The sequence below is a fragment of the Pseudomonas sp. UBA6323 genome, from assembly GCF_002439135.1.
Classification (GTDB): Bacteria; Pseudomonadota; Gammaproteobacteria; order Pseudomonadales; family Pseudomonadaceae; genus Aquipseudomonas.
In genome coordinates this window covers 64,735-89,037 of the sequence record NZ_DJSX01000055.1, presented here as the reverse complement: position 1 = coordinate 89,037, position 24,303 = coordinate 64,735, and the positions used below count along the sequence as shown (strand labels likewise).

Sequence of the window (24,303 nt, the reverse complement as noted above, 5' to 3'; positions counted from 1 at the left end):
TTGGTTTTGGTGTCCGGTGTCGTGGAGATGGGGCGGTGAGTGCCGGCCACGCTCGGGTGGTCGGTCTCTTCTGAGATATGCAGGCGGCATTCGTTCCGGATTTTCGCGAACTCTAACTGCGGGGACTGTCCATCGAGGCTGAAGCGCTAGAGCTCGAAGCACGGCGTATAGGCGGGGCGATTGGCCAGGCTGAAGGCGGCTTGCGCCATGCTCAGGCTGGGGCAGATGGTTTGCGGGCAGACGTAAAGGGCGATGCGCAGCATAAAACCGGCTCTTGTGTGGATTGGCGATTATTGACACAAGGTTGTCTTTATCGCCAGTCGTCACCGGATTCTCCCGCGCACAAACTAGGCTGCATTCACGTGCCGTAGCGCGCATACGCGCCGGTCACCACCAGAACGCACGCAGGAACGAGTCATGAGCCACCCCAACGCCGAACTACTCCAGCGTTTCTACAGCGCTTTCCAGAAGCTCGATGCCGAGACCATGGCGGCCTGCTACGCCGAGGACGTGCGGTTCTCCGACCCGGTCTTCATCGGCCTGCGCGGCGCAGAGGCAGGGGATATGTGGTGCATGCTGTGCAGCCGCGCCGAAGACTTTTCGCTGACCTTCGACTCGGTGCACGCCGATGACCATGCCGGCAGTGCGCGCTGGATTGCCAGCTACCGCTTCAGTGCCACTGGTCGTCAGGTGGTCAACCACATCCAGGCGCACTTCGTGTTCCGCGACGGACTGATCGTCGAACATCGCGATCATTTCGATCTGTGGCGATGGGCGCGTCAGGCGCTGGGTGGCAAGGGGCTGCTATTGGGCTGGGCGCCACCGGTTCAGGCCGCCATTCGTCGACAGGCGGCACGCGGTCTCGTCCAATTCCGCGCTTCGCGCTAAGGCGGGCGAAGGAACGCAGTGGTAGGCTATTTGGTCTTAGCCTTCAATAATGAGCGTGCGCACATGGGGTGTCGCACCTCCACTGCCAATCGAGACCTGCCGTGACCGAACTGATCGTTGCCGTAAAACAGGCCAAAGCCTGGGGGGTTCATGCCGTTACCGCCAGCGGTGTGATCCTCGCACTGCTGGCGCTGCTGGCTGTACTCGACGGCCAACCCAAGCAGTGCCTGATGTGGCTTGGCCTGGCGCTGCTGGTCGATGGCCTGGATGGTTCGCTGGCGCGACGTTATGACGTCAAGGGCGTGCTGCCGCACTTCGACGGCTCGACCCTCGACCTGGTGATCGACTACCTCACCTACGTCTTCATCCCTGCGATTTTCCTCTACCGCTTCATCCCGTTGCCGGATTACACGCCGCTGTTCGCCGTTGGGCTGATCCTGCTGTCCTCGCTGTTCTGCTTCTGCAACCTGAACATGAAGAGCAAGGACAACTACTTCGTCGGCTTCCCGGCGGCCTGGAACGTGGTGGTGCTGTATTTCTACATCCTCGATGTGCATCCCTGGATCACCCTGGGCATGATCGTGCTGCTGGCCGGCCTGACCCTGACCAAGATGAAGTTCCTGCACCCGTTCCGTGTACGCCAGTTCATGCCGCTGAACATCCTGGTGACCTTCGTCTGGATGCTCTCCAGCGCGCTGCTGATTCTGCAGTACCCGGCCAACCATTTCTGGCTGCTGGCGCTGTGGTGGCTGGCATCGGCTTACTTCGTCGGCATGTGCCTGTGGCGCTCGGCGCGTGAGTGGTTCCCCGCACGCGGATGAATGCGGCCGTCGAAAAGGCCTGGTTCGTCTATCTGGTGCGTGCGGCCAATGGCGCTCTTTATTGCGGTATCAGCGATGACCCGCAACGGCGCTTCACCCAGCACCAGAGTGGCAAGGGCGCGCGTTTCTTCCATACCAGTCCCGCGCTGGCGCTTGCCTATGTCGAGGCCTGTGCCGGCAAGGGCGACGCGCTGCGGCGCGAGCGGGCGATCAAACGCCTGAGCAAAAGCGCCAAAGAGGCGCTCATTCTGGCCGTTGATAGCGTTGCATCACCCTGAGACGGTGGGCGTGGCCAAGCGAGGCGGTTAAGCTGCGGCTTTCGACTTTGTCGCGGAGCGCGCCATGCACGAGCTGATCCTGCACCATTATCCGACCTCGCCGTTCGCCGAGAAGGCCCGCCTGATGCTGGGCTTCAAGCAGCTGTCCTGGCGTTCGGTGATGATCCCTCCGCTGATGCCCAAGCCCGACCTCACCGCACTGACCGGCGGCTACCGCAAGACGCCGGTGCTGCAGGTCGGTGCTAACATCTACTGCGATACGGCGCTGATCGCCCGCCGACTGGAGGCCGAAAAGGCCACGCCGGCGCTGTTCCCCGAAGCCCAGGCGTTCAACGTCAGCCTGCTCTCGCAATGGGCTGACTCGGTACTGTTCCAGCACGTCGTGGCGCTGGTATTCCAGCCAGAGTCGATGGCGCTACGCTTCGCCAAGGTGCCGCCGGAGTTCGCCAAGGCCTTCGCCGCCGACCGCAGTGCGCTGTTCTCCGGCGGCACGGCGATCCGTCTGCCGCTGGAGCAGGCCAAGCACCAGTGGCCGGCGCTGATGGGCGCATTGCAGCGTCAGTTGCAGTGCGAGCAGGGTGATTTCCTGTTCGGCGAGCCATCGCACGCAGACTTCTCCGTGGCCCATTGCCTGTGGTTCCTGCGCGGCACGCCGGTGACCTCGCCGCTGGTCGACGATTACCCCGAGGTCGCCGCCTGGCTCGCCCGGGTGCTGGGCTTCGGTCATGGCTCGCTGAGCGAGATGAGCAGCGAGCAGGCGATTGAGGTGGCGCGTGCTGCCACGCCGACGGCGCTGCCGGACGAGGCCTTCGTCGACCCCAATGGCTTCGAGGCCGGCCAGGCGGTGAGCATCGCGGCGGTGGACTATGGTGTCGACCCGGTACAAGGCGAGCTGCTGCATGCCGGGCGTGACGAGCTGATTCTGCGTCGCGAGGACGAGCGCGCCGGCGTCGTGCATGTGCACTTCCCACGCCTGGGCTTCCGCATCGAGGCGCGCTGAAGCTTGCTGCGCCGCCTGTCAGTAGGCGGCGCGGATGGCGCGTACGTCGTAGCCGTGGATGACCTGCCCGCGCAGGTCGATCACCGGCACGCCGCGGCCGCCAAGCGCCTGGTATTGGGAGCGGCCGGCGGCATCGGCCTCGATATTCACTTCGCGATAGGCGATGCCGTCCTCGGCGAACAGCTCGCGTGTCTTGGCGCAATAGCCGCACCATTGCGTGGCATAGAGCACCACTTCGCCGCTCGCATTGCGGGCCTGGGGCGGGTCGATCCAGCGCTCGACCTTGTCCCAGTGTTGCCACAGGGCCAGGGCGGCGAGCAGCAGCACAATCGTCTTCATCGTTTCGCGTCCTTGTGTGATGGCGCGGTCATATCAGGGTAAACCGCGCCGAAGCGTCTAGCCAGTTCGTAGGGTGGCGCAGGCTGGGCATAGGGCCGGGCGGACCGGGTGGGCGTAGGAAATAAAGCGGATCGCCGTCCGGCCCACGCTACAAGAGCCGCTATCGATCAATCCTGACGGCGCTTGAGCTGATCCTTCAATTGGGTCGGCAGCTGGCGAATGATCAGCATGTCGCGGCCTTCGTCGTACTCGACCTTCGAACCCAGCAGGTGCGCCTCGAAGCTGATCGACAAGCCCTCGGCGCGGCCGGTGAAGCGCTGAAACTGGTTGAGGGTGCGTTTGTCCGCCGGAAATTCCGGGGCCATGCCGTAGTCCTTGTTGCGGATGTGTTCGTAGAAGGCCTTGGGGCGCTCCTCGTCGATCAGCCCGGAGAGTTCGTCGAGGGTGATCGGCTCGCCCAGCTTGGCCTGGCTGGTGGCGTAGCCGACCAGCGTCTTGGTTTTCTCGCGGGCCTGCTCTTCGGGCAGGTCCTCGCTTTCCACGAAATCGCTGAAGGCCTTGAGCAGGGTGCGGGTTTCGCCCGGGCCGTCGACACCTTCCTGGCAGCCAATGAAATCGCGGAAGTAGTCCGAGACTTTCTTGCCGTTCTTGCCCTTGATGAAGGAGATGTACTGCTTGGACTGCTTGTTGTTCTGCCACTCGCTGATGTTGATGCGCGCGGCCAGGTGCAACTGGCCAAGGTCCAGATGCTTGGCCGGGGTCACGTCCAATGCGTCGGTCACCGCCACGCCTTCGCTGTGGTGCAGCAGGGCGATGGCCAGGTAGTCGGTCATGCCCTGTTGATAGTGGGCGAACAGCACGTGGCCGCCGGTGGACAGGTTGGATTCCTCCATCAGCTTCTGCAACTGCTCGACGGCCTGGCGGCTGAAGGCAGTGAAATCCTGCTCGCCATCGAGATAGGCCTTGAGCCAGCCACTGAACGGGTACGCGCCGGATTCCTCGTGGAACAGGCCCCAGGCCTTGCCCTGCTTGGCGTTGTAGCTTTCGTTGAGGTCGGCCAGCAGGTTTTCCATGGCTTGCGACGTGGCCAGTTCGCTGTCGCGGGCGTGCAGTGCGGCAGGGCTGCCGTCGGGCTTCTTGTCGATCAGGTGGACGATGCAGTGACGGATCGGCATGGCGGTCTCGTGGGCAGATGAAACAGGAGGCGAAGTTTACCCGAAGGTGGCGGATCCGCCCCCATTCGATCTCGGCAACCCGCCGCCCCTAAGCACGGTTTGGTTCAAGGCGCAGATCTGAAGTCTATCTTCAAAGAGGTTGTCTTCAGGTGGCTTCCAGTTGGACTGAATAGTGATCGTGGATGTACCGGCTGTAGAACAAATAGGCTCCACCGCCAAAGCAAATTGCCACGGCGCTGGCTAGTGCCATGGCTCCGTAGAGCGGGAAAGACACGGCAGGCAGATAATCACCCAAATTGCGCAGTACCACTCCGTGCAAGGTTTTAGCCGAGGATGGCATCAGAATCGAACCGTAAGCCAGGCACGTTACATAAGTCGAAATAGCCCAGCGGAAACCGAGCAGACGTGACAATGGTGCAGACCACTCTCGCAGGCGTTGTTCGGGGAGTTGCCATAGCTCATGACAGATGGACTGGCAATCACTGCGCTCCTCTGTCAGTGCGGCGATTTCCGTGTTCAGCCGGGCACCTAGTGCGCTACCCGCATGGAACAGACCATCCTTACGACGTCGCAATTTTCGTCCCTCTACTTCTATCTGTTCGAGTCGAGCGCTTATTGCAACGGTGCGGGCTTTGTTTTCGGATAGCTCTTGGCACTCCTCCCCGTCGAGTAGTATTTCCGCCTCGTCAGGAGTGCGCGGATGCTTGGCATAGAGAAACTCGCATATCAGCCAGCCCAGCCAGATGAAGGAGGTAGCGAGAATGGTTAGTAGAAATACGATCCAGCCCAGCAGCCACAGCACCAGCCCTGCCGGATTACCTTCCTGTTTCTTCTTTCTGCTCATGGGATTATCACTCGGGGAAGGCGATGTTGGCGTCGCGTGATGGCGCTCGACCTTTGACTCGACTCATGACTTGCACGAGCAATGCCCGACACTCGTCACGCTTCTGCTTGTGGCTGAACATCAATTGATAGGAGCCGAAGTCGCCGGACAGATTCAGCCCGTATTGCCTGCGGCTGCTCTTACCTCGTCGGATGCGCTGGGTATCGTTATCCAGTCGTTCTATATCGCTGATGGCGACCCGAATACGTCTGGCATGATCGAAAAAGCGCCGGAGGCTGAGAATGTCATGCAGGTTGTTTTCTAGATCGTCGGCGCTGAAGGTAAGAGTGCTAGATACCGGATCGATGCGGATGCCAGCGGACTGCGCCTGCCAAACTCGCCAGGCAAACAAGCTGGCCGAAAACAGACTGCCGTAGAGACATATATAGACCCATATCTCCGGGCGAAAATCACTCAGCAGCAGCCAGATCAGCAGACCTCCCGACAGTAGCAGGCTGAAGAACATACTCAGCCAGCAGCCGGCAGTGACTCTTATGGCGTGCCAGATGTCCAGGACCGTATAGGCTTTACCGTGCAGTGAGCGGCGCTGTCTTTTACTCATGAAAACCAACCTCGAAATAGAATTGCCGCAACAGCTACGCCGCCGAGGATAGCCGGCAGATAAAAATGCCAGTTGGCGAGTGTTTCTAGGGCGTTTTCTTGAATTATGGGGCGCTCCTCGTGTGGCGGTTGCGCTGCTTGAAAGAGGCTTGGAGGCGGTTCGGCAGGCGCGTCGAAGTGGATCGCGACATCTGCCTGCGTGCTTTCCGTGGGGTCCTCATCAACTTGATCCAGAGCCTGGCGGAATAAACCTTCCACATCTGCTAGCAATTCAACGCCGTAGGCTTCTATGTAGGCGTGGGTGTGGCGCAGGCTGGTTTTCAACTGCTCGCTACTCACTTGGGATGTCCTCCACGGTCAGCGTGCGCAGTTGGTCGCGGCTGGGGTTGTCGATTTGTGCCAACCGGTTGGCGTGGGCCTGCATTACCTCTTCGAAGAAAGTGCGGACTTCCCGCGCGTTGCCGAAATGCTCGCCGCGCCTAATCCAACGGTTCTTGATGACCTGTGCGCTCTTTTGCCAAGCCTCGGCACGAAAGCGCAGCTCGTGTCTGTCGCATAGGCGGCGGAAAATCCGCAAGAGATCCGCAGGTTCGTAGTCGTCAAAATGTATATAACGGGTGAAGCGCGACTTAAGGCCGGGATTGGACTCGATGAACGTCCGCATCTCCTCGGTGTAGCCGGCAACTATCACGATCAGGTCGTCACGGTGGTCTTCCATCAATTTGAGCAGAACGTCCACTGCTTCATAGCCGTAGTCACTATCGGTTCGGCCTTTCACTAGGGCATAGGCTTCGTCGATGAACAACACGCCGCCGAAGGCGCCTTCGACGACTTCGCGAACTAACCCAGGCGTCTCGCCCAAAAACTTACCGACCATTCCCGAGCGATCTGTTTCTACTAGATGGCCTTTGCGCAACAGGCCGATATCGCGGTAAATATCGGCGATCAGTCGCGCCACAGTGGTCTTGCCCGTACCGGGGTTGCCGGTGAAGACCATATGCATGGAGATCGGTGGTACCGGCAGACCATTTTCTTTGCGATTGAGGGTGTAGCGAACGAAGTTGACGCTGTTACGCACCTCGCGTTTGACGCTATCCAGCCCCACCAGAGTTTCCAGCTCCTTCAACGCTTCGCCGGGCGCTAGAGGCGAGTGGCTGGAACGAGGCCCGGTTTCGAGGTTGAAGTGCTTGCGAATCGGCTCCAGCACCTGTTCCGCCCGATCCATGTCATCAGGAGTCTTGTCGCCGTCCCAGGCAATGGCTGCCTGGATCAACTCGTCCAGGCAGGGATAGGCTTCTTCGCAGAAGCCTGGCTGCAGGCGCTCGGCGATCAGCAGGAAGGCTGGCAGCACTTGTGGATCAAACGACATATTGCGGTCGCGCAGGGCACTATCGGCCAGGTTCAACGTCCTTGCACTGAGGCTGTTGACCAGGATGGTGTTGATGAACTCTCGATGCTGCGAGCCGATCTGGCGGTCGCCGGTCATCACAAAGTCGAGCATCGGGAACAGCCAGCCCAAGGTCAGCCGCACTAGCGAGTGCGGCAGCTTGGGATTGGCACGGGTAAATCGCTCATCCAGCCCGCCTGCAATCAGTAAGTTGAGCAGGTGCATCATGGCGATTTTGGCTTGGTCAAGGTGCATGCGCGATCAGCCCAAGACGTCCAACAGCTTGCGGATGTGCGGCAGGGTTTCTTTGTCGAAACCTTCCATATTCGGCTCCAGGCCGCCTGTAGAATTCTCGGGTAGATCGATGCCAAACCATCCGTCCTGACCTCGATGACGGAAGCCTGCGTCGGATATATTCCTGAATAGGGTGGGATTGCGTTTGGCCTTTGGCACAAGGAAGTCAATCGTGAAACAGGGGTTACCGTCCTCCATGTCCAAGGTGATATCTACCCGCTCAAGTCCGTTTGGGCGGATGGGATAATTCGTCACCCCAGTATGTTCTAGTGTCCACACGTCTCCATGCACCTTGGTAGCTTTGCGTCCATGTATTCGGCCCAGTTGGTCATTTCCAACCCGTGCAAGAAGGGTTTCCAGTAGGTTCCGGCAATACTTGTGGGCATCTTCTTTGGTTATATTCAATATAGGACTTTGACTGTCAGTGCTGTCGGTATCTGTGATGCTGGATGAGCGCAGTGTTTTTCTCAGCGCATGCAGGCCTCCTGGGGCATTGGATAGCTCCTTCAGTTCCCAGATGATGTCACGAATCTCAATGGCTTTTGTTGCTAGCCCGAAGTGCAAGATTAGCTTTAAAAGGGATGGCTCCCAGTCGTAGGAACTAAATTCGTCTTCCAGGTTTTCAAGATGCTCGTCTTCCTCGTTTACTGGCAGTTGCCAGGCGCTGCGGGTTGTTTCCTCGTCCCACTGCCCGATATTCGGTAGCTTGGACAGAGATTTGTGTATATCAGGAAAGGAGACTTGCAAGCAGACGACAGCCAATAGTATCTTGAGTTGCAGCTCTTTCGAGGCGCTGGCATGGTGTGAGGTCTTGTCCGTATCATTTGGTGTCGCGGCTTCGATGATGCTCAGGAGTGAGACGGTATTTACGATGCGCTTGATACTTCTGGGCACGCCATCTGTGGCTAGAAGTACAATACGAGCAATATCCTCAAGGAAATCTTCGCGATTCTGTTCTGCCATTGTGTTGGGCAGCACCGATTCAATTAGGCGCTCCAGCAGAACTGGGATATTGTGCCGGTAAGCCCCTACCGGCATGGAAAAGGGGATCTGGATGATCTTGTCGAAGTATTGACGGAACTCCCGCTGATTTTCTCCATGCTCACCAAATTTCTTCCTCAAGCCTTTGATGACGACATCATAGTCAATGGCTAGAACGGAAATGCAATGCTCGATGTCGAACACGTTTTTTAGTACGTCTAGAACTTCCACTGCGGTTTCTGGCTGAATTCGATCAAGATCATCGACGAATATAACAATTTTCTCTAGCTTGTTTGTGTCGTCCATTATCAATGAGCGGATGGCCTCACTCATGTCATACCGGAGTCGTTTGAAGGCTTTGGATGTACGCTGCGCCTTTTCAGGCTCTTCACTGCCGGCAGGTAAAGGTATTCCCGTAAAGGCTGCTGTTAGCCTGATGACTGTTTTCCCTAGTCGTATGATATTTTGTTTTTGCTCTTCGTTTATTCTTATTTTTCCAGATTTTCCCTTTTCTTTGATCTGGTCGATTAGCTCGTCGTAGGCATTTTCGAGCAGCGATAGTGCAATTTCTCCACTTTTTCCCGAATTGGCAAACAAGGATTGCTGCCAAGCATTAACGTTGATGCAAAGACTATCGCCATTCGCTTCGAGTTCATGCTGGAGAAGGTTGATCAGGCTGGTCTTGCCGCTTCCCCAGCCACCTTGGATGCCAATGGTAATAGGCGCGTCAGCAGTTTTAATAAACTCCAGCAGTCCTTTAGCGTACTGGTTGTTCTTTAGGTGATCGTCATTGCTGGAGGTGATCGGCTGGTCGCTGAAGCAACTGCGTTTTTTTAATTCGTTATATGGGGCTGGCATAATTTTTTCTTCTAAATAACTATTTTTAATTTGCCCAGGTCTTTTCGATCAAGGCTTGGGTAATATTTTCCGGAAAACGCTTGTATTTGGCGCGTTGCATCAGGCTGATGCAGTCGGATAGGGGCTCGCCATTTTTGCCGACAGGCGTCATCGGATTAAATTTGTTCAGGGCGTGGGAGAACAGCTCCAGCAGTTCTTCCCGGTCGTCTGCGTAACCTTCAGGAGCCAGGGCCAGTTCTTCGAGGATGGCCAGTTCAACCAACTGGGTGGTCAGCCAGTCGACGGAATGACGGTAGGCGAATGCCCAGCGGGTCTTGTTGACCAGCAGGGGAGTCCACAGGTTGGAGTCACGCGCGCCGACCAGACAACTGCTGACAATGACGCCTTCGATCTTGTCGCCATACAACGCGACCTTTTCCAGAACGGTGCTGGCTCGGCCATTGGCGATTCGGTTTTCGGTACCATGGGCGCCGATATAGAGAAGCTGGCGTTTCTCCTCGGTATGAATCAGGTCTTCCGCCAAGGCTCTTTCGAAGCCTGATGTGTCATAGAAGGTTGAGTAGTAGATATTGAAGTAGTCGTGCAGGCGCTCCAGGCTCTGAAAGAAAGGAAGCGCAGAAGCACGAGTGGGGTTTGACTTCGGAGTCCACCATGGGGACTCGAGCAGCAGAAGGGCAAAATCTTCCGACATGGCAATCCTGGCCTTTTGTAAATCCAGGCTGCTTGATAGCACATTGCCCTTTTGACGTCACCTCCATCGCGGGTCTTGTCCCTCTTTAACTCACTTTGTGATACCCCGCTGCTGCAACTCGCGCAGTCGCTCGATCACGTAGCGTACGTGCAGGTGCAACTCGTACAGCTGGTTGGAATACGACAGCGGCACTTCCACGGATGCCAGCTCGTCCTCCAGGTGCTCCAGGCGGGCGATCTCGCTGTCGAGCTCGTCGGGCAGCGAGCCGGCATGCAGCTTGCGGTCGATCTCGCGCAGGTACTTGTACCAGCGATAGATGCGCGCGCGGATGCGCCACTGGTAAAGCGGCCCGACGGCCTTGAGCAGCGGAATCATCACCACGATCAGCGGGATCAGCAGGATGATGTAGCGGTCCGCCAGCGAGGCGATGCGAAACGGCACGTAGCGCTGCAGGATCGGCAGCCCCTTGTCGTAGTAGTGCCTGGCGTCCTTGTGCAGGTCGAAGGTGCGCGGCTCGGCGCTGGGGAAGGTGCCGGCCGCGTCGAGTAGCGTGCCCTTCCTCATCACTTCGCGGGTGGCCTCGAGAAACAGCGGCACCAGGCCGGGGTTGAATTCATCGTTGACCACCAGCGTCGCGACGGGCGCGAGGGTGACGATATCGCGATCCGGCGCGTTGCTGGCCAGGTCGAGCAGGCCTTCGCCGACCTCCACCCGATTGAAGAACGGCAGGCGCGCCTCATAGGCGGCGGCGCGGCGAAAATGCGCCAGGACGATGTTCGGGTTGGCGGCCAGTTGCTGTACCAGGGCGTTTTCCGCAGGCCCAACGAAGAACGCGGCATCCAGCTCGCCGGCCATCAGTGCGCGGGCCGCCTTGCCGCCGCCGACGCTCTGCCAGGTGTCCGGATACTGCTCGGGGGCGATGGCATTGGCGCCGAGAATGGCATCGCTGGCAGCGCGGGTGCCACTGCCGTCGCCGCCCAAGCCGACGCGCAGTGGCAGCAGGTCGGCAATGCGATCAAGCTCCACGTCACGTCGGTAGAACAGCCACAGCGGTTCCTGATAAATGGCCCCCAGGCTTTCCAACTGGCGCTGCTGCGCGGCTGTAAGCTGGCGCTCCAGACCGCTTTGCACCAGGGCGATTTCGACTTGCGGGTTCGTCGCCAGCAGGCGCTCCAGGTTGTCACGCGAGCCCGAGGTCGGTACGAGTTTGAGCTCGAAGCCTTCCTTGGCCAGTTCTTCCTTCAGGCGCTCGGCGAACTGTTGATAGGCCCCGGTCGGCGTGCCGGTGGCCATGCTCGCGCTCATCTGCGGCGGTGGCGGGACGAACTGGAACAAGGCCCAGACGATTACCCCAACCACCGGGACGATCCACAGGTTGGTCAGGATCATGATTTTCAGATCGTTCAGTACGCGGTGCATTGGGCATCCTTTCGGCATTCTCGATTCAAGGATAGAACCCCTGAGCGACGGAGGTCACGCCTTGGCTGCGTCGTCGCTCGGGTTACGCCGTTTTCGACCCCTAACGGCCGTGGAGGTGCAGGTAACCTTGCGCTGGCAGAGCGGTTGCGTCAGGTCATGGCCTTGTGCATGACGCGCAGGCGATCGAGCAGCAGCAACGCGCCGAGCAGCGCCACGGCGTACAGGGCATCGCCGCCGAGCATGAGCAACACGCCAGCGCAGAGCACTGCGCTAAGCCCTGCGAGCAGGCGCCAGAAGCCTCGCAGCAGCACCCAGCCAGCGGCCATACTGAGCAGATAGATCAGCACGAAGTTGCCGTTGGCGTAGCGAATCAGGTCGTCCACCGACAGGTTCAACGAGGCGGAAAGCGTGGTGCACAGTGCGCAACTGATCACCACCAGCAGCAACGCTCTGCCGGGAACGCCATGGCGATTTCGTGCTGCCAGTCTGGCAGGCAGGCGGCCCTCGTCGGCCAGGCTCCAGATCAGCCGGGCAAAACCCTGGATATACACGTTCATCGAGGCGAAGCAGGCCAGGTAGCCGAGTACCGTCACCGGCACGCGCGCCTGGTCGCCAAGCAGCAGCGAGAACAAACGCGGTAGGGCGGCGGTATCGCTGTGCACGTCGCCATAGGTGGCGAAGCTCAGCACCGCCACTGAACAGGCCCAGTACACCAGGCCGGCCAGCAGCACGCCGAGCAGCAGCGCCAACGGGAAGTCACGCTCGGGGCGCTTGAACTCCTCGCCCAGATGGGTGAAGGCCTCGATGCCGACGAAGCACCAGAACATGACTGCCAGCGCCGTAGGCAGCAAGTGCCATTGCCCGTCCATCGCCGGCAGCAGCGGTTGGCTGGCGCGCGGCAGGTCACCGACCCACCAGATCAGTGCCACGCTGGCGACGATGGCCACGGCGATCAGCCCCTGCAGCGTGCCCGACGCTTTCGCTGGGCGTTGGCCGAGCACGAGCATGGCGCCCAGCGTGGCCAGTTCGATGAGCAGCAGGCCGGTGCGATCAAGGTCGAACAAGGCCAGCCAGAAACCGCTGGCGATATGCAGGGCAGCCGGCAGCCCGACCGGCAGCACGGCGAGAAACAGCAGGGCGCTGACGCCCTCCATGCGCAGGCCGAAGGCACGGCCGATCAGGTGCGGCGCGCCGCCGGCATGGGGGAAGCGCTTGCCCAGCTGGGCGAAGGTGAACGCCACCGGCAACACCAGGGAAATCAGCAGCAGCCAGGCCCACAGCGAGGCCTCGCCAGCCGCGGTGGCCGCCAGTGCCGGCACCACGAAGATGCCGGTGCCGAGCAGTGATGTGCTGAGCAGCGCGATGCCCTGCAGCAGGCCCAACTCCTTGTTCAAGCGACTCATGGGGTATGCTCGTCCTCTTTCCGATACCGCCATGGTAGAGCGCTGGCCGTTTGCAGGCTGGCGCCTTTTGCCGACGAAATGGTGGTTTTCCCCGTCAAACTGATTGCCGCCCGAGAAGCCCGTGGACAAGTTCGATCGCCAGATCCTCGCTCTGCTGCGCAGCGATGCGCGTACCTCCATCAGCCAGATCGCACGTGAGGTGAATCTCTCACGTTCGGCGGTCAGCGAGCGGATTCGCCATCTGGAGAGCAGCGGGGTGATTTGTGGCTATCACGCCCAGCTGGCGGAGCTGGGCGAGGCGGGGGTAAAGGCCTTTCTAGAGCTTTTCTATCAGGGCGGGCGTTGCGAGGAATACGTCGAGCGCATGCGCGCGCTGCCCGAAGTGCGCCATTGCAGCGGCATCAGCGGGGAAACCGACATGCTGGTGTTCATCGAAGCGCCGAGCATGATGCGCCTGAGCGAAGTGCGCGGCGCCATCGAGGCGTTTCCCGGCATGCAGAAGGTCAAGACTCATGTGGTGGTCAAGGACTGGGCGATGTAGCGCTACTCGGCGTGCTCGCCTTGCGGCTCCGGTTGTGGGCGTTGCAGGGCCAACAGCGGCAGGCCGGCGCCGAGCACCAGCAGGCCGAGCAATGCGCCACTGCCAGCGTAGAGCGTGCTGGCATACAGCAGGCCCAGGCAGGTCGCGGCGAACAGGATCGGCGTCAGCGGATACAGCGGCACGCTGAACGGCCGCCGCACCCAGGGCTGGCGCTGGCGCAGGCGCATCAGCGCCAGGGCGATGAGGAACATGAACAGCCAGAACACCGGGGCGGTGTAGGCCACCATGGTCTCCACGCCGTTCTCGCTCAGCGCGCCGAACAGGATCAGTGGCAGGGTGAATGCGCATTGCAACAACAGCGCGCGCACCGGCGTGGCGCCGCGCTCGTTCCAGCGGCCGATGAAGGCCAGCAGCGGCACGTCGCGGCCCAGCGCGTAATAGACCCGCGCGCCGGTAAACAGGGTGGCGTTCAATGTGCTTAAGGCGGTGAGGCAGACGAACAGCGCCAGCAGTGCTTCTGCTCTTGGCCCGGCGACGATGCTCATCAGGTCCGCTGCCACGGCATCGCTTTCGCGCAGGCCGTCGAGGCCGAAGATATTCAGAAAGACCAGGTTCGCCAGCAGGTAGATGGCGGTCACTACCGCCGTGCCGATCAGCAGCACGCGGCTCATGTTGCGCGCTGGGTTGCGCAACTCGCCGGACAGATAGGCCGCCTCGTTCCAGCCGCCGTAGGTGAGCAGCACGAAGACCATGCCCATGCCCAGCATGCCGGCCAGGTTGCCGCCGGCAGGTGCCGAGGTGGCAGCGGTCGGCTGCGGTTCGGCCAGCGCCAGGCCAGCGAGCACCACCGTCAGCAGGGCCAGCACCGTCACCCCGGTGAAGAACACCTGCGCCCGCCGCGATTCGCGCGTGCCGAGCACATTGAGCAGGGTCAGCGCGACCACTACCGAGGCTGCATGCCAGGCACCGCCATATTCGCCGAGCGGCAGCAGGCGCTGGGCGTAGTCGCCATAGATGAAGGCGACCACGGCGATGGCGCCGGTCTGGATCACCGTGCCGCGAGCCCAGGCGAACAGCAGGGCAATCTGCGGCCCCCAGGCCAGGCTCAGATAATGGTATTCACCGCCCTGGTCCGGGTGCGTTGCGCCCAGCTCGCCGTAACACAACGCGCCGATCAGCATCACCAAACCGCCGACCAGCCACAGCGCCAGGTACAGCTCGGCGCTGCTGGCATGCTGCGCCACCAGCGGCGGCAAGCCGAAGATGCCGACACCGATCACCACACCGACCAGCATGGCCACGGCATCGACGACCGAAAGCCCGGCGCGCTGGGAGGACGCTAGCGAGGTCATGGTTCAGCTCCTGTACGCGACCCAACCCTGCTGCGCGCCGTCCGCCGGCACCGCCTCAATGCGATCACCATTGAGCTGGCCGACATACAGCCTGTCGTCGAGGGTGAAGTGCAGTTCGTTGCCCTTCAACTGGCCGCTGAGTCCAGTGGGATGGCCTTCGACCGTGCCCGTGACTTTCTGAAAGCGCTGATCGAGTTCGACCTGATAGCGTTTGCCATCGAGTTCGAGGGTCCACTGGCCCGCCACCTTGGCTGGCACGATCCACAGAAATACCGAGCTGCCGTTGATCACATCGCTCTGATCAGGCTCCCAGTCACCGAGACTGAAGGCGTGCGACACCACCCGAGTGCCGGGTTCTAGCGTGTCGAGAATCACCGGGCGCAGGCGCATGTTGACCGTGGAAAGCAGGTACATGGTCAGCACGTCGGCCTCGGAAATATCCTTCTGGAACAGGTCGCCCTGCTCGAAGGTGACCTTGTCGGTCACGCCCTCGCGCTTGGCGTTTTCCTTGGCTTCTCTGACCCGCTCGGGGTCCAGATCGATGCCGAGTGCAGCCTTGGCGCCATGATCCTGCACCGCGGAGATGGCGATGCGGCCGTCGCCCGAACCCAGGTCGATGAGGTAATCGTCCGGGCCGACTTCCGCCAGCTTGAGCATGTGCGCGACGACCGGCTCCGGCGTCGGTACGTAGGGCACGTCGAGCCGCGCTGGTTGTTGGGCCTGCGCGGGGCCGATCAGCAGACCGGCCAGCAATCCGACGGGCAGGGTGAGGGAGGCGAAGCCGCGAACGGATAGAGCGCTCATCGGGAAAAGCTCCTCACGGGGTGGCGATTTTTTTCCGACTGGCGAGCGGGGCCTAGGTTCGTATCGAGACGCGGCAGGATCGGGCAAGAACGCCCTTCAACCCAGTAGCCGCAACGCCTGCGGCTGTGTAACCGGATGTGATGCGGCGCCCGGCATTGCCAGCATCCAGCTGCGCAGGCACTGTAGGCGGGTTTTTCGCTTTGGTCGTTTTCGCATGCGCATCCTGCACACCTCCGACTGGCATCTGGGCCAGCATTTCATGGGCAAGACTCGTCAGGCCGAGCACCAGGCGTTCTGCGCCTGGTTGCTGGAACAGGTACACGCGCATGAAGTGGATGTGCTGCTGATCGCCGGCGATGTGTTCGACACCGGCGCGCCGCCCAGCTACGCCCGCGAGCAGTATTACCGGCTGGTCGTCGACCTGCGCGATGCCGGCTGTGCGCTGGTGGTGCTCGGCGGCAACCACGACTCGCCGGCCATGCTCGGCGAAAGCCGCAGCCTGCTGGCGCAACTGGGCACCCGCGTGGTGCCGGGCGTGGGTGTCGATCCGGTCGAGCAGGTGCTGGTGCTGCGTGATCGCACGGGCCAGCCGGGCGCGACCCTCTGCGCCATCCCGTTCATTCGTCCGCGTGATGTCATGGCCAGCCAGGCCGGGCAGAGCGCGCAGGACAAGCAACAGTCGCTGCAGCAAGCCATCGCCGAGCATTACCAGGCCCTGTACGAACTGGCGCTGAGCAAGCGCGAGGCGCTCGGGCTGGCCCTGCCGATCATCGCCACCGGCCACCTCACCACCGTGGGCGCCAGCGCCAGCGAATCGGTGCGCGAAATCTACGTCGGCAGCCTGGAGGCATTCCCCACCAGCGCTTTCCCACCGGCCGACTATATCGCCCTTGGCCATATCCACCGCCCGCAGAAGGTTGGCGGGTTGGAGCACATCCGCTACAGCGGCTCGCCGATTGCCCTGTCCTTCGACGAGGCGCGACAGCAGAAGGAAGTTCTGCTGCTGGACTTCGCCGAGGGGGCACTGCAGTCGATCACGCCATTGCCCGTACCGGTGTTCCAGCCCATGGCCAGCCTGCGCGGCTCGCTCAAGGAGCTGGCCGGTGCCATCACCGAGCAGGCCGCACAAGGCACGGCCGAACGCCCGGTCTGGCTGGAGGTGCAGGTCAGCAGCGACGATTACCTGAGCGATCTGCAAAGCCGCATCAACGCCCTCTGCGAAGGGCTGCCAGTGGACGTGCTGCGCATCCGCCGTGAACGTGGCAACGCGGCAGCAAGCCTTGCCAGCGAAGCGCGGGAGACGTTGGACGAGCTGAGCGTGGAGGACGTTTTCGCCCGTCGGCTGCAGCAGGAGGCGTTCGAAGAAGACGATGCCCAACGCCTGCAGGGGCTGTATCGGCAGGTGTTGGAAACGCTGCCGCGGGCTTAGATGCTCTGGTGCGCTTTGCTCGCTAGCGCATACCTATGCCGACACGCTCCAGCCCCAGGTACGTCCGTCTATCAACGCCAAGCGCAAGGTCGACATTGTGTACCCTGGCGAATCTATTTCGATCAAACCGCCGCTTGAACGCGGCGCGGGAAGCTGGTCCAAAACCACGGGCTAGTAGTTCCCTACGTAGGTTCACTTATCTGAAACCGATGGAACAACGTCGATAAATCGACGTTCTGAATCAGTGTCGTTTCGCTACGGGAATACGCTAGCTGGAACGGATCTTGAGGCCGACTTGGTGCCGAGAAGTTGCTTCAGTCGTAGCAGGTTCAGCGCACTCATCCACAGCTTGATTCGGACAAGGAGTAGATAAATTGTGAAAGCAGCAGCCTACGATACACCCGGCGCGCCTAGTGTTTTGAGATACATCGATCTTCCAAGACCCGCTATTGGTCCAGGTGAAGTGCTGATTTCCGTTGAAGGCATTTCGCTCGAGGGTGGTGATCTGATCAACCGTCGCTCTACACCGCCGCCCCATCCATCTTGGGTAGTCGGTTATGCGGCATCCGGAACCGTGATCGAGATCGGGGCGGAGGTCAGAAACCGCAAGGTCGGGGATAGGGTCGTCGCGTTCGATATGCAGGGTTCGCATGCGGAACTCTGGTCTTTGGCGGAGTCGCGAACGTGGTGCATACCCGATGAGCTAGATGCCTCGGATGCTGCAGTTGTACCAATCTCGTTTGGAACCGCTTACCACTGTCTTTTCACGCGAGGCGCACTTAAACGTGGGGAGACTGTTCTCATCCAGGCGGCTGCCGGCGGAGTAGGGGTTGCTGCTCTTCAGCTTGCAGCACAATCGGGCGCGACTGTAATTGCTGTAGCAAGCGGGGCACAGCGCAAAAATCGCTTGGTCGAACTCGGCGCTGACCACGTAATAGACCGCGCTAACTTTGACGTGGTGGAAGCAGTTCATAAATTCACAGAAGGCGCAGGCGTCGACCTCGTTATCGATCCGGTTGGAAAGACTCTGCAGGCCTCCCTTTCCTGTCTCGCGCATGAGGGCCGTCTTGTCTTTGTCGGTAATGCGGGGGGCGGCAACCTGACAGCTGACCTGTGGCCACCGATGCAGGCCAACCAGACACTCCTGGGCGTGTTCATGGGAACCCTTTTCGAGAGACCCTCCGTACGTTCGAATGTTGACGACATGTTGAAGGCCATTGCTAAGGGCAGTCTTCGCAGCGTCATTGACCGAACTTTCAAGTTATCGGAGGCTGCCGCAGCCCATGATTATGCCGAGAAGGAGAAGCCGCTTGGGCGTATCGTCATCAAACCGTAAAACCCGGTCTGAGCAGGAAGTCGAACGCTCATTCACAGCGGTGAACCGCGCTTCTTCCCAGTTTTGCCCTGTCTGGCCAGTGCCGAAGCCGCTTTGTTGTGACCATTGGGTTGACCGTTCCAGTTGCCGGGGGGATTCGGCCCACCTGCGCTCCTCCTTCCCCGCAGCCCTCAGGCGTCGTCTTGTGGTCTGTTCCGCTGCAGGCGTTCTATGCTGTGGATGATGGCCATTTGGCTGAGGTGCAAAGGTGCCGTTGTTGAATTCCTTGATACGTGCGCTGAACCCCCTGCACGGGGCGCCCGAGACGACTCGGCAGGCGTTCGTCAGCTGGTATCTGCAGGCGAAGATTCCGCAGATTCGCTACGTCGCATTCCTGACGATGGCGCTGTACCTGATCTATGCCGCCATCGAGCAGAACGTGGCGAGCGAGCAGGTATGGGCTCGTTTCATCGTTCACGGGCTGATGGTGCCCGGAGCGCTGCTGGCAGTTGAGGTGTTGAGTTTTCAGCCGAACCGCCAGCGCACCATGTTCGCCATTCTCATGGTGGCGCCCGTGTGTACGGCGGCAGCCAATCTCTATTTCAATTACGGCACACCGCTGTTCGTCCATTACGCACCGGAGATTTACCTCAACCTGATGTGGACCTTCGCCGTTTCCGGGCTCACCCTGCGTCAGGCCAGCGCAACGGCCTCGGCGTCGGTGCTGGTGATTCTCCTCGTCACTCTCGGTGATTCGCTGCAGTCGGGCATGCAGCGCCTGCACCTGATCTGGATTCTCGCCTCGTTCTCCTTCGGCCTGCTCAGCGCATTTCTGCTGGAAAAGGCATACAAACGCATGTTCCTGCATCAGGACAGCCTGGTCCTGAGCGCCAGCATCGACAGCCTGACCGGGTTGTGGAATCGCGCGCGTACCCTGCACTTTCTCGTCGAAGAAGCTGCACGGGCCAACCGCTACGGCACGCCATTTTCGGTGGTGCTGATCGATATCGACCACTTCAAGACGGTCAACGACACACACGGTCATGCGATCGGAGACAGCGTGCTGCGTCAATTCGCCGGATTGCTGCGCGACGGTGTGCGGGTCGTGGATAAAGTCGGCCGACTCGGCGGCGAAGAATTTCTCATCGTCCTCCCCGAGACCGATGCAGAGCATGCGATGCGGGCCGTGCAGGCGCTGCAGAAGCGTATCAACGGCTTTTCGTTCGACCGCGTTGAGCGCAACAGCGCAAGCTTCGGCATTGCCGAATACCATCCCGGCGAAAGCCTCGACAGCCTGATGGAACGCGCGGATCAGGCCATGTACCGGGCCAAGGCCAATGGCCGCGACCGTATCGAGGTCCTTTGAGTACAGGCCTGAACCGGCCATGAGCCGCTCTGGTCGAAAGCGACTACCCCCCATTGCTGTGGAGAGCCTCATGCAAAGACCTGCGCATTTTCTTCTCGCGACTGCTGCCGTTTCCCTCTTGCTCACTGGCTGTGCGAAAAACTCCAGCGAGCAGGACGCCAGGCTGACCGAGCAATGGCTGGGGCGCTGGAACGGCCCGGAGGGCACCTACCTGGAGATCAGCGGAACGCTCGCCGACTACCGACTGACCATCGCCAACCTTGACGGCCCGCGGCGCTTCGTCGGCCGTGCGCAGGGAGAGAAGATCGTTTTCGTGCGCGATGGAGAGGTCGAAACCATCACCGCCACCGACGGTGAGGCCACCGGCATGAAGTGGCTGCTGGACAAGCAGAACTGCCTGACCGTGCGCAGCGGCGAGGGCTACTGCCGCGATTGAGCCTGCACGCGGCTGAGGACAATGCCAGAATGAACGCCTTCATCGGCTTACGACCTGTGCATGAAAATCCTCAGCCTGCGCCTCAAGAACCTCAACTCGCTCAAGGGCGAATGGAAGATCGACTTCGTCGCCGAGCCTTTTGCCGGTAGCGGCCTGTTCGCGATCACCGGGCCGACCGGCGCGGGCAAGACCACACTTCTCGATGCCATCTGCCTGGCCTTGTACCACCGCACACCGCGCATGAGCACGCTGTCGGCCAGCGGCAACGAGCTGATGACCCGGCATACCGCCGACTGCCTGGCCGAAGTGGAGTTCGAGGTGAAGGGGCAGGGCTACCGCGCCTTCTGGAGCCAGCGTCGCGCGCGGGACAAGGTCGAGGGTGCATTGCAGGCGCCCAAGGTCGAACTGGCGCGCATTGCCGACGGTGAAATCCTCACCGACAAGATTCGCGAGAAGGAACACCTTACCGCCGAGCTGACCGGTCTGGATTTCGAGCGTTTCACCAAGTCCATGCTATTGGCCCAAGGTGGCTTCGCGGCCTTCCTCGAGGCCAACGCCAACCAGCGCGCCGAGTTGCTGGAGGAGCTGACCGGCACCGAGGTGTACGGGCAGATCTCGCAGCAGGTCTACGAACGTACCAAGGCTTCGGAGCAGGCGCTCAATCTGCTGAAAAGCCGCGCCCAGGGCATGGAGCTGCTGGACGAGACGCAGCGCGCCGAGCTGCAGGCCGAGCATCAGCACCTGAGTCAGGAAGAGGCGCCTCTGCTGGCGCGGCAGCAGACCCTGCAAGGTCAGCGCCGCTGGCGTGAGGCCCTGCAACAGGCCGAGCAACAACGCGAGCAGGCACGCCTGGCGCTGGGGCAGGCGCAGCAGGTATGCGACGAGGCGGCCGACGATTTACAGCGCCTGGCTGCCAGTGAACCGGCCGTTCGCTTGCAGCCGCTGTATCAGAGCTGGCGGCAGGTGCAGGAGGATCGCCAGCGCGCGCAGCAGGCGCTGGACGACCTGCAGGCACAACAACGCCACAGCAGCGAGCGCGAACACCAGCAACTCTGGCTGGCCGGCCGCTATGCCCGGCAATGCCTGAACTTTCGCCAGCGTGAACAGCAGCAACTGGCCGAACAGCGCGAAGCGCTGCAAGCGCGCCTGAGCGCCACCCCGCAGCGAGCGCGACTGGGCGAGTTGCTGGGGGGCTGGCGTGCGCAATTCGATCAGCGTGGGCAACTGCTCAAGGAACGGCTGACGCTGCAGGTGCGCCTGGCGCAGGAACGTGAGCAGCTCGACAGTCTGCAACACCAACGTGATCAGCTCAGCACGCAACAACAGGACGCAGCGACACGCCTGGAGCAGGCCAGGAGCCTCGAAGCCAGACAGCAGAGCGAGCTGCAGGCGTTGCTCGGCGAGGGTGATGAGGCCGGGATGCGTCAGCGCTGGCAGCAGTTGCAAGTGCAGGGCCGGGCGCTGGACCGCCTCGAGCAGCTGGCGCAGAGCCGCGAGCAAACGGCCAAACAGCTCGCCGAGCTAGCCCCGCGCCTGGCGCAGTTACAAACGCAGCACGGCGCCAAGAACGATGAAATCACCGGCCTGCGCGAGCGCTACAAGGGGCTCAAGCAGCAGGTCATCGACAAGGAAAAGCTGCTGGAGCAGGAGCAGCGCATTCAGGATCTGGAAGCCTATCGTGCCCAGTTGCAGGCGGGTGAAGCCTGCCCGTTGTGCGGCTCGCACGAGCATCCGGCGGTCAGCCAGTATCAGGCGCTCAACGTTTCCGCGACGCGCCAGGCGCTGGAACAGTGCCGCAGCGAGCTGGCGCAGCTGGAGAACCAGGGCGGCACCCTGCGTGACGAGCTGACCCGCCTGGCCACGCAGATCGCCCAGCTGCAGCAGCAATTGGAGCAGGCGCAACAGCAGGCTGCCCAGCAGAACGCACAGTGGCAGCAGCACCTGGCCGAGCAGGCCTTGCAGATCGCCGATGGCAACGCGCTGAGTCAGCTACAGCGGGAACACGAACAGAGCCTGGCGCAGTTGCAGGAGCGGCTCGCTGCTGTCGAGAACTGGCAGGCACAGCTCGCGCAGGCGCGCAACGCGCGTGAAGTAGCCGAGCGCGCCCAGGCCGATATGCAGCAGCGCCTGGCGCTACTGGCGCGCGATGAAGCCAATCTGTTGGCACGCCAGCGTGAGCAGGATGAACGTCTGCTGGGCCTGGAGCAGGAACTGCAGCGCCATGAGCAGGCACTGTTGGCCAGCCTCGAAGGGTTCGCCCGGCAATTGCCGGCGGACGCTGATGCCTGGCTGGCCGAGCAGGCAAGCGCCTGGCGCGACTGGCAACAGGCCCAGGCGCAGGATCAGCAACTGCACGAACTACAGCGCGAGACGCAGCGTTTGCTTGCTGACGCCGAGGCCCAGGCCGAGCACTGGCAGCAGCGTTGGCAGGGCGAACAGGCGCAGGCGCTGAGCGAACCTGAACCAGTGACGCAGCCCGAGCAGGCCCTGCAAGGTGCTATCGACAGGCTGGCCAGCGCGCAGCGTGAAAGCGATGCCCTGCGGGGGCGGGAACAGAGCCAGCACGCCTTGCTGCAACAACTGCAGCAGCGCCTGAGCGATGCCGAGCAGCGCTGGCAGCAGGCGCTGGTGGCCAGCCCCTTTGCCGATTTGCCGGCATTTCTCGCCGCACTGCTGGACGATGACGAACGCGAGCGCTTGACCGCCTTGCAGGCGCGTCTGCAGCAGGCTCTCACCGAGGCGACGACGCTGCTGGCCGCCGCCGACGCGCAATGGCAGCAGTTGAGTGCTGCTTCGCAGACCGAACTGACCTTGGCCGAGCTGGACGAGCAGCTACAGGCGCTGCAGCTGGCCTTGCGCGAGCTGAGTCAACGCCAGGGCGAGCTGCGCGCCCAGTTGCAGGCTGACGATGCGCGGCGCAGCAGCCAGCAGGCACTGTTCGCCGAGATCGCCACGCAGGAGCGCGAACATGCGCTGTGGCAGCAACTCAACGGTTTGATCGGTTCGGCCGATGGCGCCAAGTTCCGCAAATTCGCCCAGGGCCTGACCCTCGATCACCTGATTCACCTGGCCAACCGTCAACTGACGCGCCTGCACGGGCGCTACCAGCTGGCGCGCAAGAGCAGCGGCGAACTGGAGCTGGAGGTGTGCGACACCTGGCAGGCCGATGTGGCACGCGACTGCCGTACGCTGTCCGGTGGCGAGAGCTTCCTGGTCAGCCTGGCGCTGGCCCTGGCGCTGTCGGACTTGGTCAGCCACAAGACCAGCATCGACTCACTGTTTCTCGACGAGGGCTTCGGTACATTGGATGGTGAAACCCTGGAAGTGGCGCTCGATGCCCTGGACAACCTCAACGCCAGCGGCAAGACCATCGGCGTGATCAGTCATGTCGAGGCGATGAAGGAGCGCATTCCCGTACAGCTGCGGGTGCACAAGGGCGTCGGCCTCGGCTACAGCCGGCTCGACGCGCGTTTTGCAGTGAAGGAAGGAGCGTAGTGATGCTGATGCGAGCGAAGGATTCCACCCTCCTGGTGATCGACCTGCAGGAGCGGCTGCTGCCGGCCATCGACGGCGGCGCGGCGGTGGTCGAGCAGGCCGCCTGGCTGGTGCAGGTGGCGCAGCGCCTGCAGGTGCCGGTGATCACCACCGAGCAGTATCCCAAGGGGCTGGGGATGACCGAGGCGGGCCTGCGGGCGCTGCTGCCGAGCGAGGTGTTGCGCGAGAAGATTCATTTCTCGGCGACCGGGGGCGCCGGGCTGTTCGATCTGCCGGGCGGCGAGCGTCGGCAGTTCATCGTTTGTGGCACGGAAACCCATGTCTGCGTGCTACAGACCGTGCTAGGTCTGCTGGCGGCCGGGCGCGAGGTGTTCGTGGTGGACGAGGCCGTCGGCTCGCGCCGGCCGCGCGACAAGGCCCTGGGCCTGGCGCGCATGGAGCGTGCTGGTGCTGTGATTGTCTCGCGCGAGATGGTCGCGTTCGAATGGCTTGAGCAGGCGGGGACTGAAGTGTTCCGTGAGGTTAGCAAGGGCTTCATTCGCTGAGCGGGCGAGGCATTTCGCGGCTGAAGCCGCTCCTACGGAACC

The 24,303-nt window shown here is 61.6% G+C and carries 23 protein-coding genes; 11 read left to right on the top strand and 12 right to left on the bottom strand.

The features are described from left to right. Positions 1–417: 417 nt before the first annotated feature. The 4 genes from B3P22_RS12930 (at position 418) to B3P22_RS12915 (ending at position 2,987) form a co-directional block, all read left to right on the top strand. Complete coding sequence (locus B3P22_RS12930) at positions 418–888, top strand: nuclear transport factor 2 family protein (protein ID WP_296271241.1); 471 nt, start codon at positions 418–420, stop codon at positions 886–888. Between the two features lie 101 nt (positions 889–989). Beyond that, positions 990–1,709, top strand: a complete 720-nt coding sequence (gene pcsA / locus B3P22_RS12925) for a phosphatidylcholine synthase (protein ID WP_197858326.1) — start codon at positions 990–992, stop codon at positions 1,707–1,709. Beyond that, positions 1,706–1,987 (top strand): GIY-YIG nuclease family protein, encoded by a 282-nt coding sequence (locus B3P22_RS12920; protein WP_275546017.1) that lies wholly within the window; start codon positions 1,706–1,708, stop codon positions 1,985–1,987. The genes pcsA and B3P22_RS12920 overlap by 4 nt, the downstream gene beginning before the upstream one ends. Positions 1,988–2,051: 64 nt before the next feature. Next, entirely contained in the window at positions 2,052–2,987 is a 936-nt protein-coding gene (locus B3P22_RS12915) for a glutathione S-transferase family protein (RefSeq protein WP_296271240.1), read from the top strand. A gap of 18 nt (positions 2,988–3,005) precedes the next feature. On the opposite strand, the gene B3P22_RS12910 is transcribed toward B3P22_RS12915, so the two are convergent. The 10 genes from B3P22_RS12910 to yjeH form a co-directional block, all read right to left on the bottom strand. After that, positions 3,006–3,326: a glutaredoxin family protein gene (locus B3P22_RS12910; protein WP_296271239.1), complete on the bottom strand. Its 321-nt coding sequence runs from the start codon at positions 3,324–3,326 to the stop codon at positions 3,006–3,008. Positions 3,327–3,493: 167 nt separating this feature from the next. Beyond that, on the bottom strand, positions 3,494–4,501 hold the full coding sequence (gene yejK, locus B3P22_RS12905; RefSeq protein WP_197858334.1) for a nucleoid-associated protein YejK: 1,008 nt from the start codon (positions 4,499–4,501) through the stop codon (positions 3,494–3,496). A gap of 145 nt (positions 4,502–4,646) precedes the next feature. Next, a complete protein-coding gene (locus B3P22_RS12900) occupies positions 4,647–5,345 on the bottom strand; it encodes a hypothetical protein (protein ID WP_296271238.1) in 699 nt (232 codons plus the stop codon). A gap of 7 nt (positions 5,346–5,352) precedes the next feature. After that, entirely contained in the window at positions 5,353–5,946 is a 594-nt protein-coding gene (locus B3P22_RS12895; protein ID WP_296271237.1) for a hypothetical protein, read from the bottom strand. Further along, positions 5,943–6,284 carry a hypothetical protein gene (locus B3P22_RS12890; protein WP_296271236.1) on the bottom strand — a complete coding sequence of 114 codons (342 nt, stop codon included), beginning with the start codon at positions 6,282–6,284 and terminating at the stop codon, positions 5,943–5,945. The genes B3P22_RS12895 and B3P22_RS12890 overlap by 4 nt, the downstream gene beginning before the upstream one ends. Continuing rightward, positions 6,277–7,587 carry an AAA family ATPase gene (locus B3P22_RS12885; protein ID WP_296271235.1) on the bottom strand — a complete coding sequence of 437 codons (1,311 nt, stop codon included), beginning with the start codon at positions 7,585–7,587 and terminating at the stop codon, positions 6,277–6,279. Before B3P22_RS12885 ends, B3P22_RS12890 begins: the two co-directional genes overlap by 8 nt. A gap of 6 nt (positions 7,588–7,593) precedes the next feature. Beyond that, positions 7,594–9,465: a KAP family P-loop NTPase fold protein gene (locus B3P22_RS12880; RefSeq protein ID WP_296271234.1), complete on the bottom strand. Its 1,872-nt coding sequence runs from the start codon at positions 9,463–9,465 to the stop codon at positions 7,594–7,596. A 25-nt stretch (positions 9,466–9,490) separates the two neighbouring features. Continuing rightward, on the bottom strand, positions 9,491–10,156 hold the full coding sequence (locus tag B3P22_RS12875) for a hypothetical protein (RefSeq protein ID WP_296271233.1): 666 nt from the start codon (positions 10,154–10,156) through the stop codon (positions 9,491–9,493). 90 nt (positions 10,157–10,246) lie between these two features. Beyond that, positions 10,247–11,575 carry a TAXI family TRAP transporter solute-binding subunit gene (locus tag B3P22_RS12870; RefSeq protein WP_296271232.1) on the bottom strand — a complete coding sequence of 443 codons (1,329 nt, stop codon included), beginning with the start codon at positions 11,573–11,575 and terminating at the stop codon, positions 10,247–10,249. A gap of 149 nt (positions 11,576–11,724) precedes the next feature. After that, positions 11,725–12,978, bottom strand: a complete 1,254-nt coding sequence (gene yjeH / locus B3P22_RS12865; RefSeq protein WP_296271231.1) for an L-methionine/branched-chain amino acid transporter — start codon at positions 12,976–12,978, stop codon at positions 11,725–11,727. 121 nt (positions 12,979–13,099) lie between these two features. On the opposite strand from yjeH, the gene B3P22_RS12860 reads away from it, so the two are divergent. Continuing rightward, on the top strand, positions 13,100–13,519 hold the full coding sequence (locus B3P22_RS12860; protein WP_296271230.1) for an Lrp/AsnC family transcriptional regulator: 420 nt from the start codon (positions 13,100–13,102) through the stop codon (positions 13,517–13,519). A gap of 2 nt (positions 13,520–13,521) precedes the next feature. Here the strand turns inward: B3P22_RS12860 and B3P22_RS12855 are convergent, their stop codons facing one another. Together B3P22_RS12855 and B3P22_RS12850 are read right to left on the bottom strand one after the other, a co-directional pair. Next, on the bottom strand, positions 13,522–14,871 hold the full coding sequence (locus B3P22_RS12855) for an APC family permease (RefSeq protein WP_296271229.1): 1,350 nt from the start codon (positions 14,869–14,871) through the stop codon (positions 13,522–13,524). Between the two features lie 3 nt (positions 14,872–14,874). After that, positions 14,875–15,675, bottom strand: a complete 801-nt coding sequence (locus tag B3P22_RS12850; protein ID WP_296271228.1) for a 50S ribosomal protein L11 methyltransferase — start codon at positions 15,673–15,675, stop codon at positions 14,875–14,877. 214 nt (positions 15,676–15,889) lie between these two features. On the opposite strand from B3P22_RS12850, the gene sbcD reads away from it, so the two are divergent. From sbcD to B3P22_RS12820, 6 genes are all read left to right on the top strand, one after another. Then, complete coding sequence (gene sbcD, locus B3P22_RS12845; protein ID WP_296271227.1) at positions 15,890–17,104, top strand: exonuclease subunit SbcD; 1,215 nt, start codon at positions 15,890–15,892, stop codon at positions 17,102–17,104. Positions 17,105–17,480: 376 nt separating this feature from the next. Continuing rightward, positions 17,481–18,440, top strand: a complete 960-nt coding sequence (locus B3P22_RS12840) for a quinone oxidoreductase family protein (RefSeq protein ID WP_296271226.1) — start codon at positions 17,481–17,483, stop codon at positions 18,438–18,440. A 247-nt stretch (positions 18,441–18,687) separates the two neighbouring features. Continuing rightward, positions 18,688–19,785, top strand: coding sequence for a GGDEF domain-containing protein (locus B3P22_RS12835; protein ID WP_296271225.1), 1,098 nt, complete (start codon positions 18,688–18,690; stop codon positions 19,783–19,785). Between the two features lie 70 nt (positions 19,786–19,855). Beyond that, the gene (locus B3P22_RS12830) at positions 19,856–20,221 is read left to right on the top strand and encodes a hypothetical protein (protein ID WP_296271224.1); all 366 of its coding nucleotides are present in this window, start codon (positions 19,856–19,858) and stop codon (positions 20,219–20,221) included. A gap of 60 nt (positions 20,222–20,281) precedes the next feature. After that, positions 20,282–23,716 (top strand): AAA family ATPase, encoded by a 3,435-nt coding sequence (locus B3P22_RS12825; RefSeq protein ID WP_296271223.1) that lies wholly within the window; start codon positions 20,282–20,284, stop codon positions 23,714–23,716. Positions 23,717–23,718: 2 nt separating this feature from the next. Further along, a complete protein-coding gene (locus B3P22_RS12820) occupies positions 23,719–24,261 on the top strand; it encodes an isochorismatase family protein (RefSeq protein ID WP_296271222.1) in 543 nt (180 codons plus the stop codon). The last annotated feature ends 42 nt before the right edge of the window (positions 24,262–24,303 follow it).

What these genes read in the sequence shown, in the direction of transcription:
- B3P22_RS12895 (WP_296271237.1), bottom strand. Translation starts at nt 5,946, where the DNA reads ATGAGTAAAAGACAGCGCCGCTCACTGCACGGTAAAGCCTATACGGTC.
- B3P22_RS12900 (WP_296271238.1), bottom strand. Translation starts at nt 5,345, where the DNA reads ATGAGCAGAAAGAAGAAACAGGAAGGTAATCCGGCAGGGCTGGTGCTG.
- B3P22_RS12820 (WP_296271222.1), top strand. Translation starts at nt 23,719, where the DNA reads ATGCTGATGCGAGCGAAGGATTCCACCCTCCTGGTGATCGACCTGCAG.
- B3P22_RS12850 (WP_296271228.1), bottom strand. Translation starts at nt 15,675, where the DNA reads ATGAGCGCTCTATCCGTTCGCGGCTTCGCCTCCCTCACCCTGCCCGTC.
- B3P22_RS12920 (WP_275546017.1), top strand. Translation starts at nt 1,706, where the DNA reads ATGAATGCGGCCGTCGAAAAGGCCTGGTTCGTCTATCTGGTGCGTGCG.
- yjeH (WP_296271231.1), bottom strand. Translation starts at nt 12,978, where the DNA reads ATGAGTCGCTTGAACAAGGAGTTGGGCCTGCTGCAGGGCATCGCGCTG.
- sbcD (WP_296271227.1), top strand. Translation starts at nt 15,890, where the DNA reads ATGCGCATCCTGCACACCTCCGACTGGCATCTGGGCCAGCATTTCATG.
- B3P22_RS12875 (WP_296271233.1), bottom strand. Translation starts at nt 10,156, where the DNA reads ATGTCGGAAGATTTTGCCCTTCTGCTGCTCGAGTCCCCATGGTGGACT.
- B3P22_RS12855 (WP_296271229.1), bottom strand. Translation starts at nt 14,871, where the DNA reads ATGACCTCGCTAGCGTCCTCCCAGCGCGCCGGGCTTTCGGTCGTCGAT.
- yejK (WP_197858334.1), bottom strand. Translation starts at nt 4,501, where the DNA reads ATGCCGATCCGTCACTGCATCGTCCACCTGATCGACAAGAAGCCCGAC.
- B3P22_RS12885 (WP_296271235.1), bottom strand. Translation starts at nt 7,587, where the DNA reads ATGCACCTTGACCAAGCCAAAATCGCCATGATGCACCTGCTCAACTTA.
- B3P22_RS12915 (WP_296271240.1), top strand. Translation starts at nt 2,052, where the DNA reads ATGCACGAGCTGATCCTGCACCATTATCCGACCTCGCCGTTCGCCGAG.
- B3P22_RS12880 (WP_296271234.1), bottom strand. Translation starts at nt 9,465, where the DNA reads ATGCCAGCCCCATATAACGAATTAAAAAAACGCAGTTGCTTCAGCGAC.
- B3P22_RS12830 (WP_296271224.1), top strand. Translation starts at nt 19,856, where the DNA reads ATGCAAAGACCTGCGCATTTTCTTCTCGCGACTGCTGCCGTTTCCCTC.
- B3P22_RS12930 (WP_296271241.1), top strand. Translation starts at nt 418, where the DNA reads ATGAGCCACCCCAACGCCGAACTACTCCAGCGTTTCTACAGCGCTTTC.
- B3P22_RS12870 (WP_296271232.1), bottom strand. Translation starts at nt 11,575, where the DNA reads ATGCACCGCGTACTGAACGATCTGAAAATCATGATCCTGACCAACCTG.
- B3P22_RS12910 (WP_296271239.1), bottom strand. Translation starts at nt 3,326, where the DNA reads ATGAAGACGATTGTGCTGCTGCTCGCCGCCCTGGCCCTGTGGCAACAC.
- B3P22_RS12825 (WP_296271223.1), top strand. Translation starts at nt 20,282, where the DNA reads ATGAAAATCCTCAGCCTGCGCCTCAAGAACCTCAACTCGCTCAAGGGC.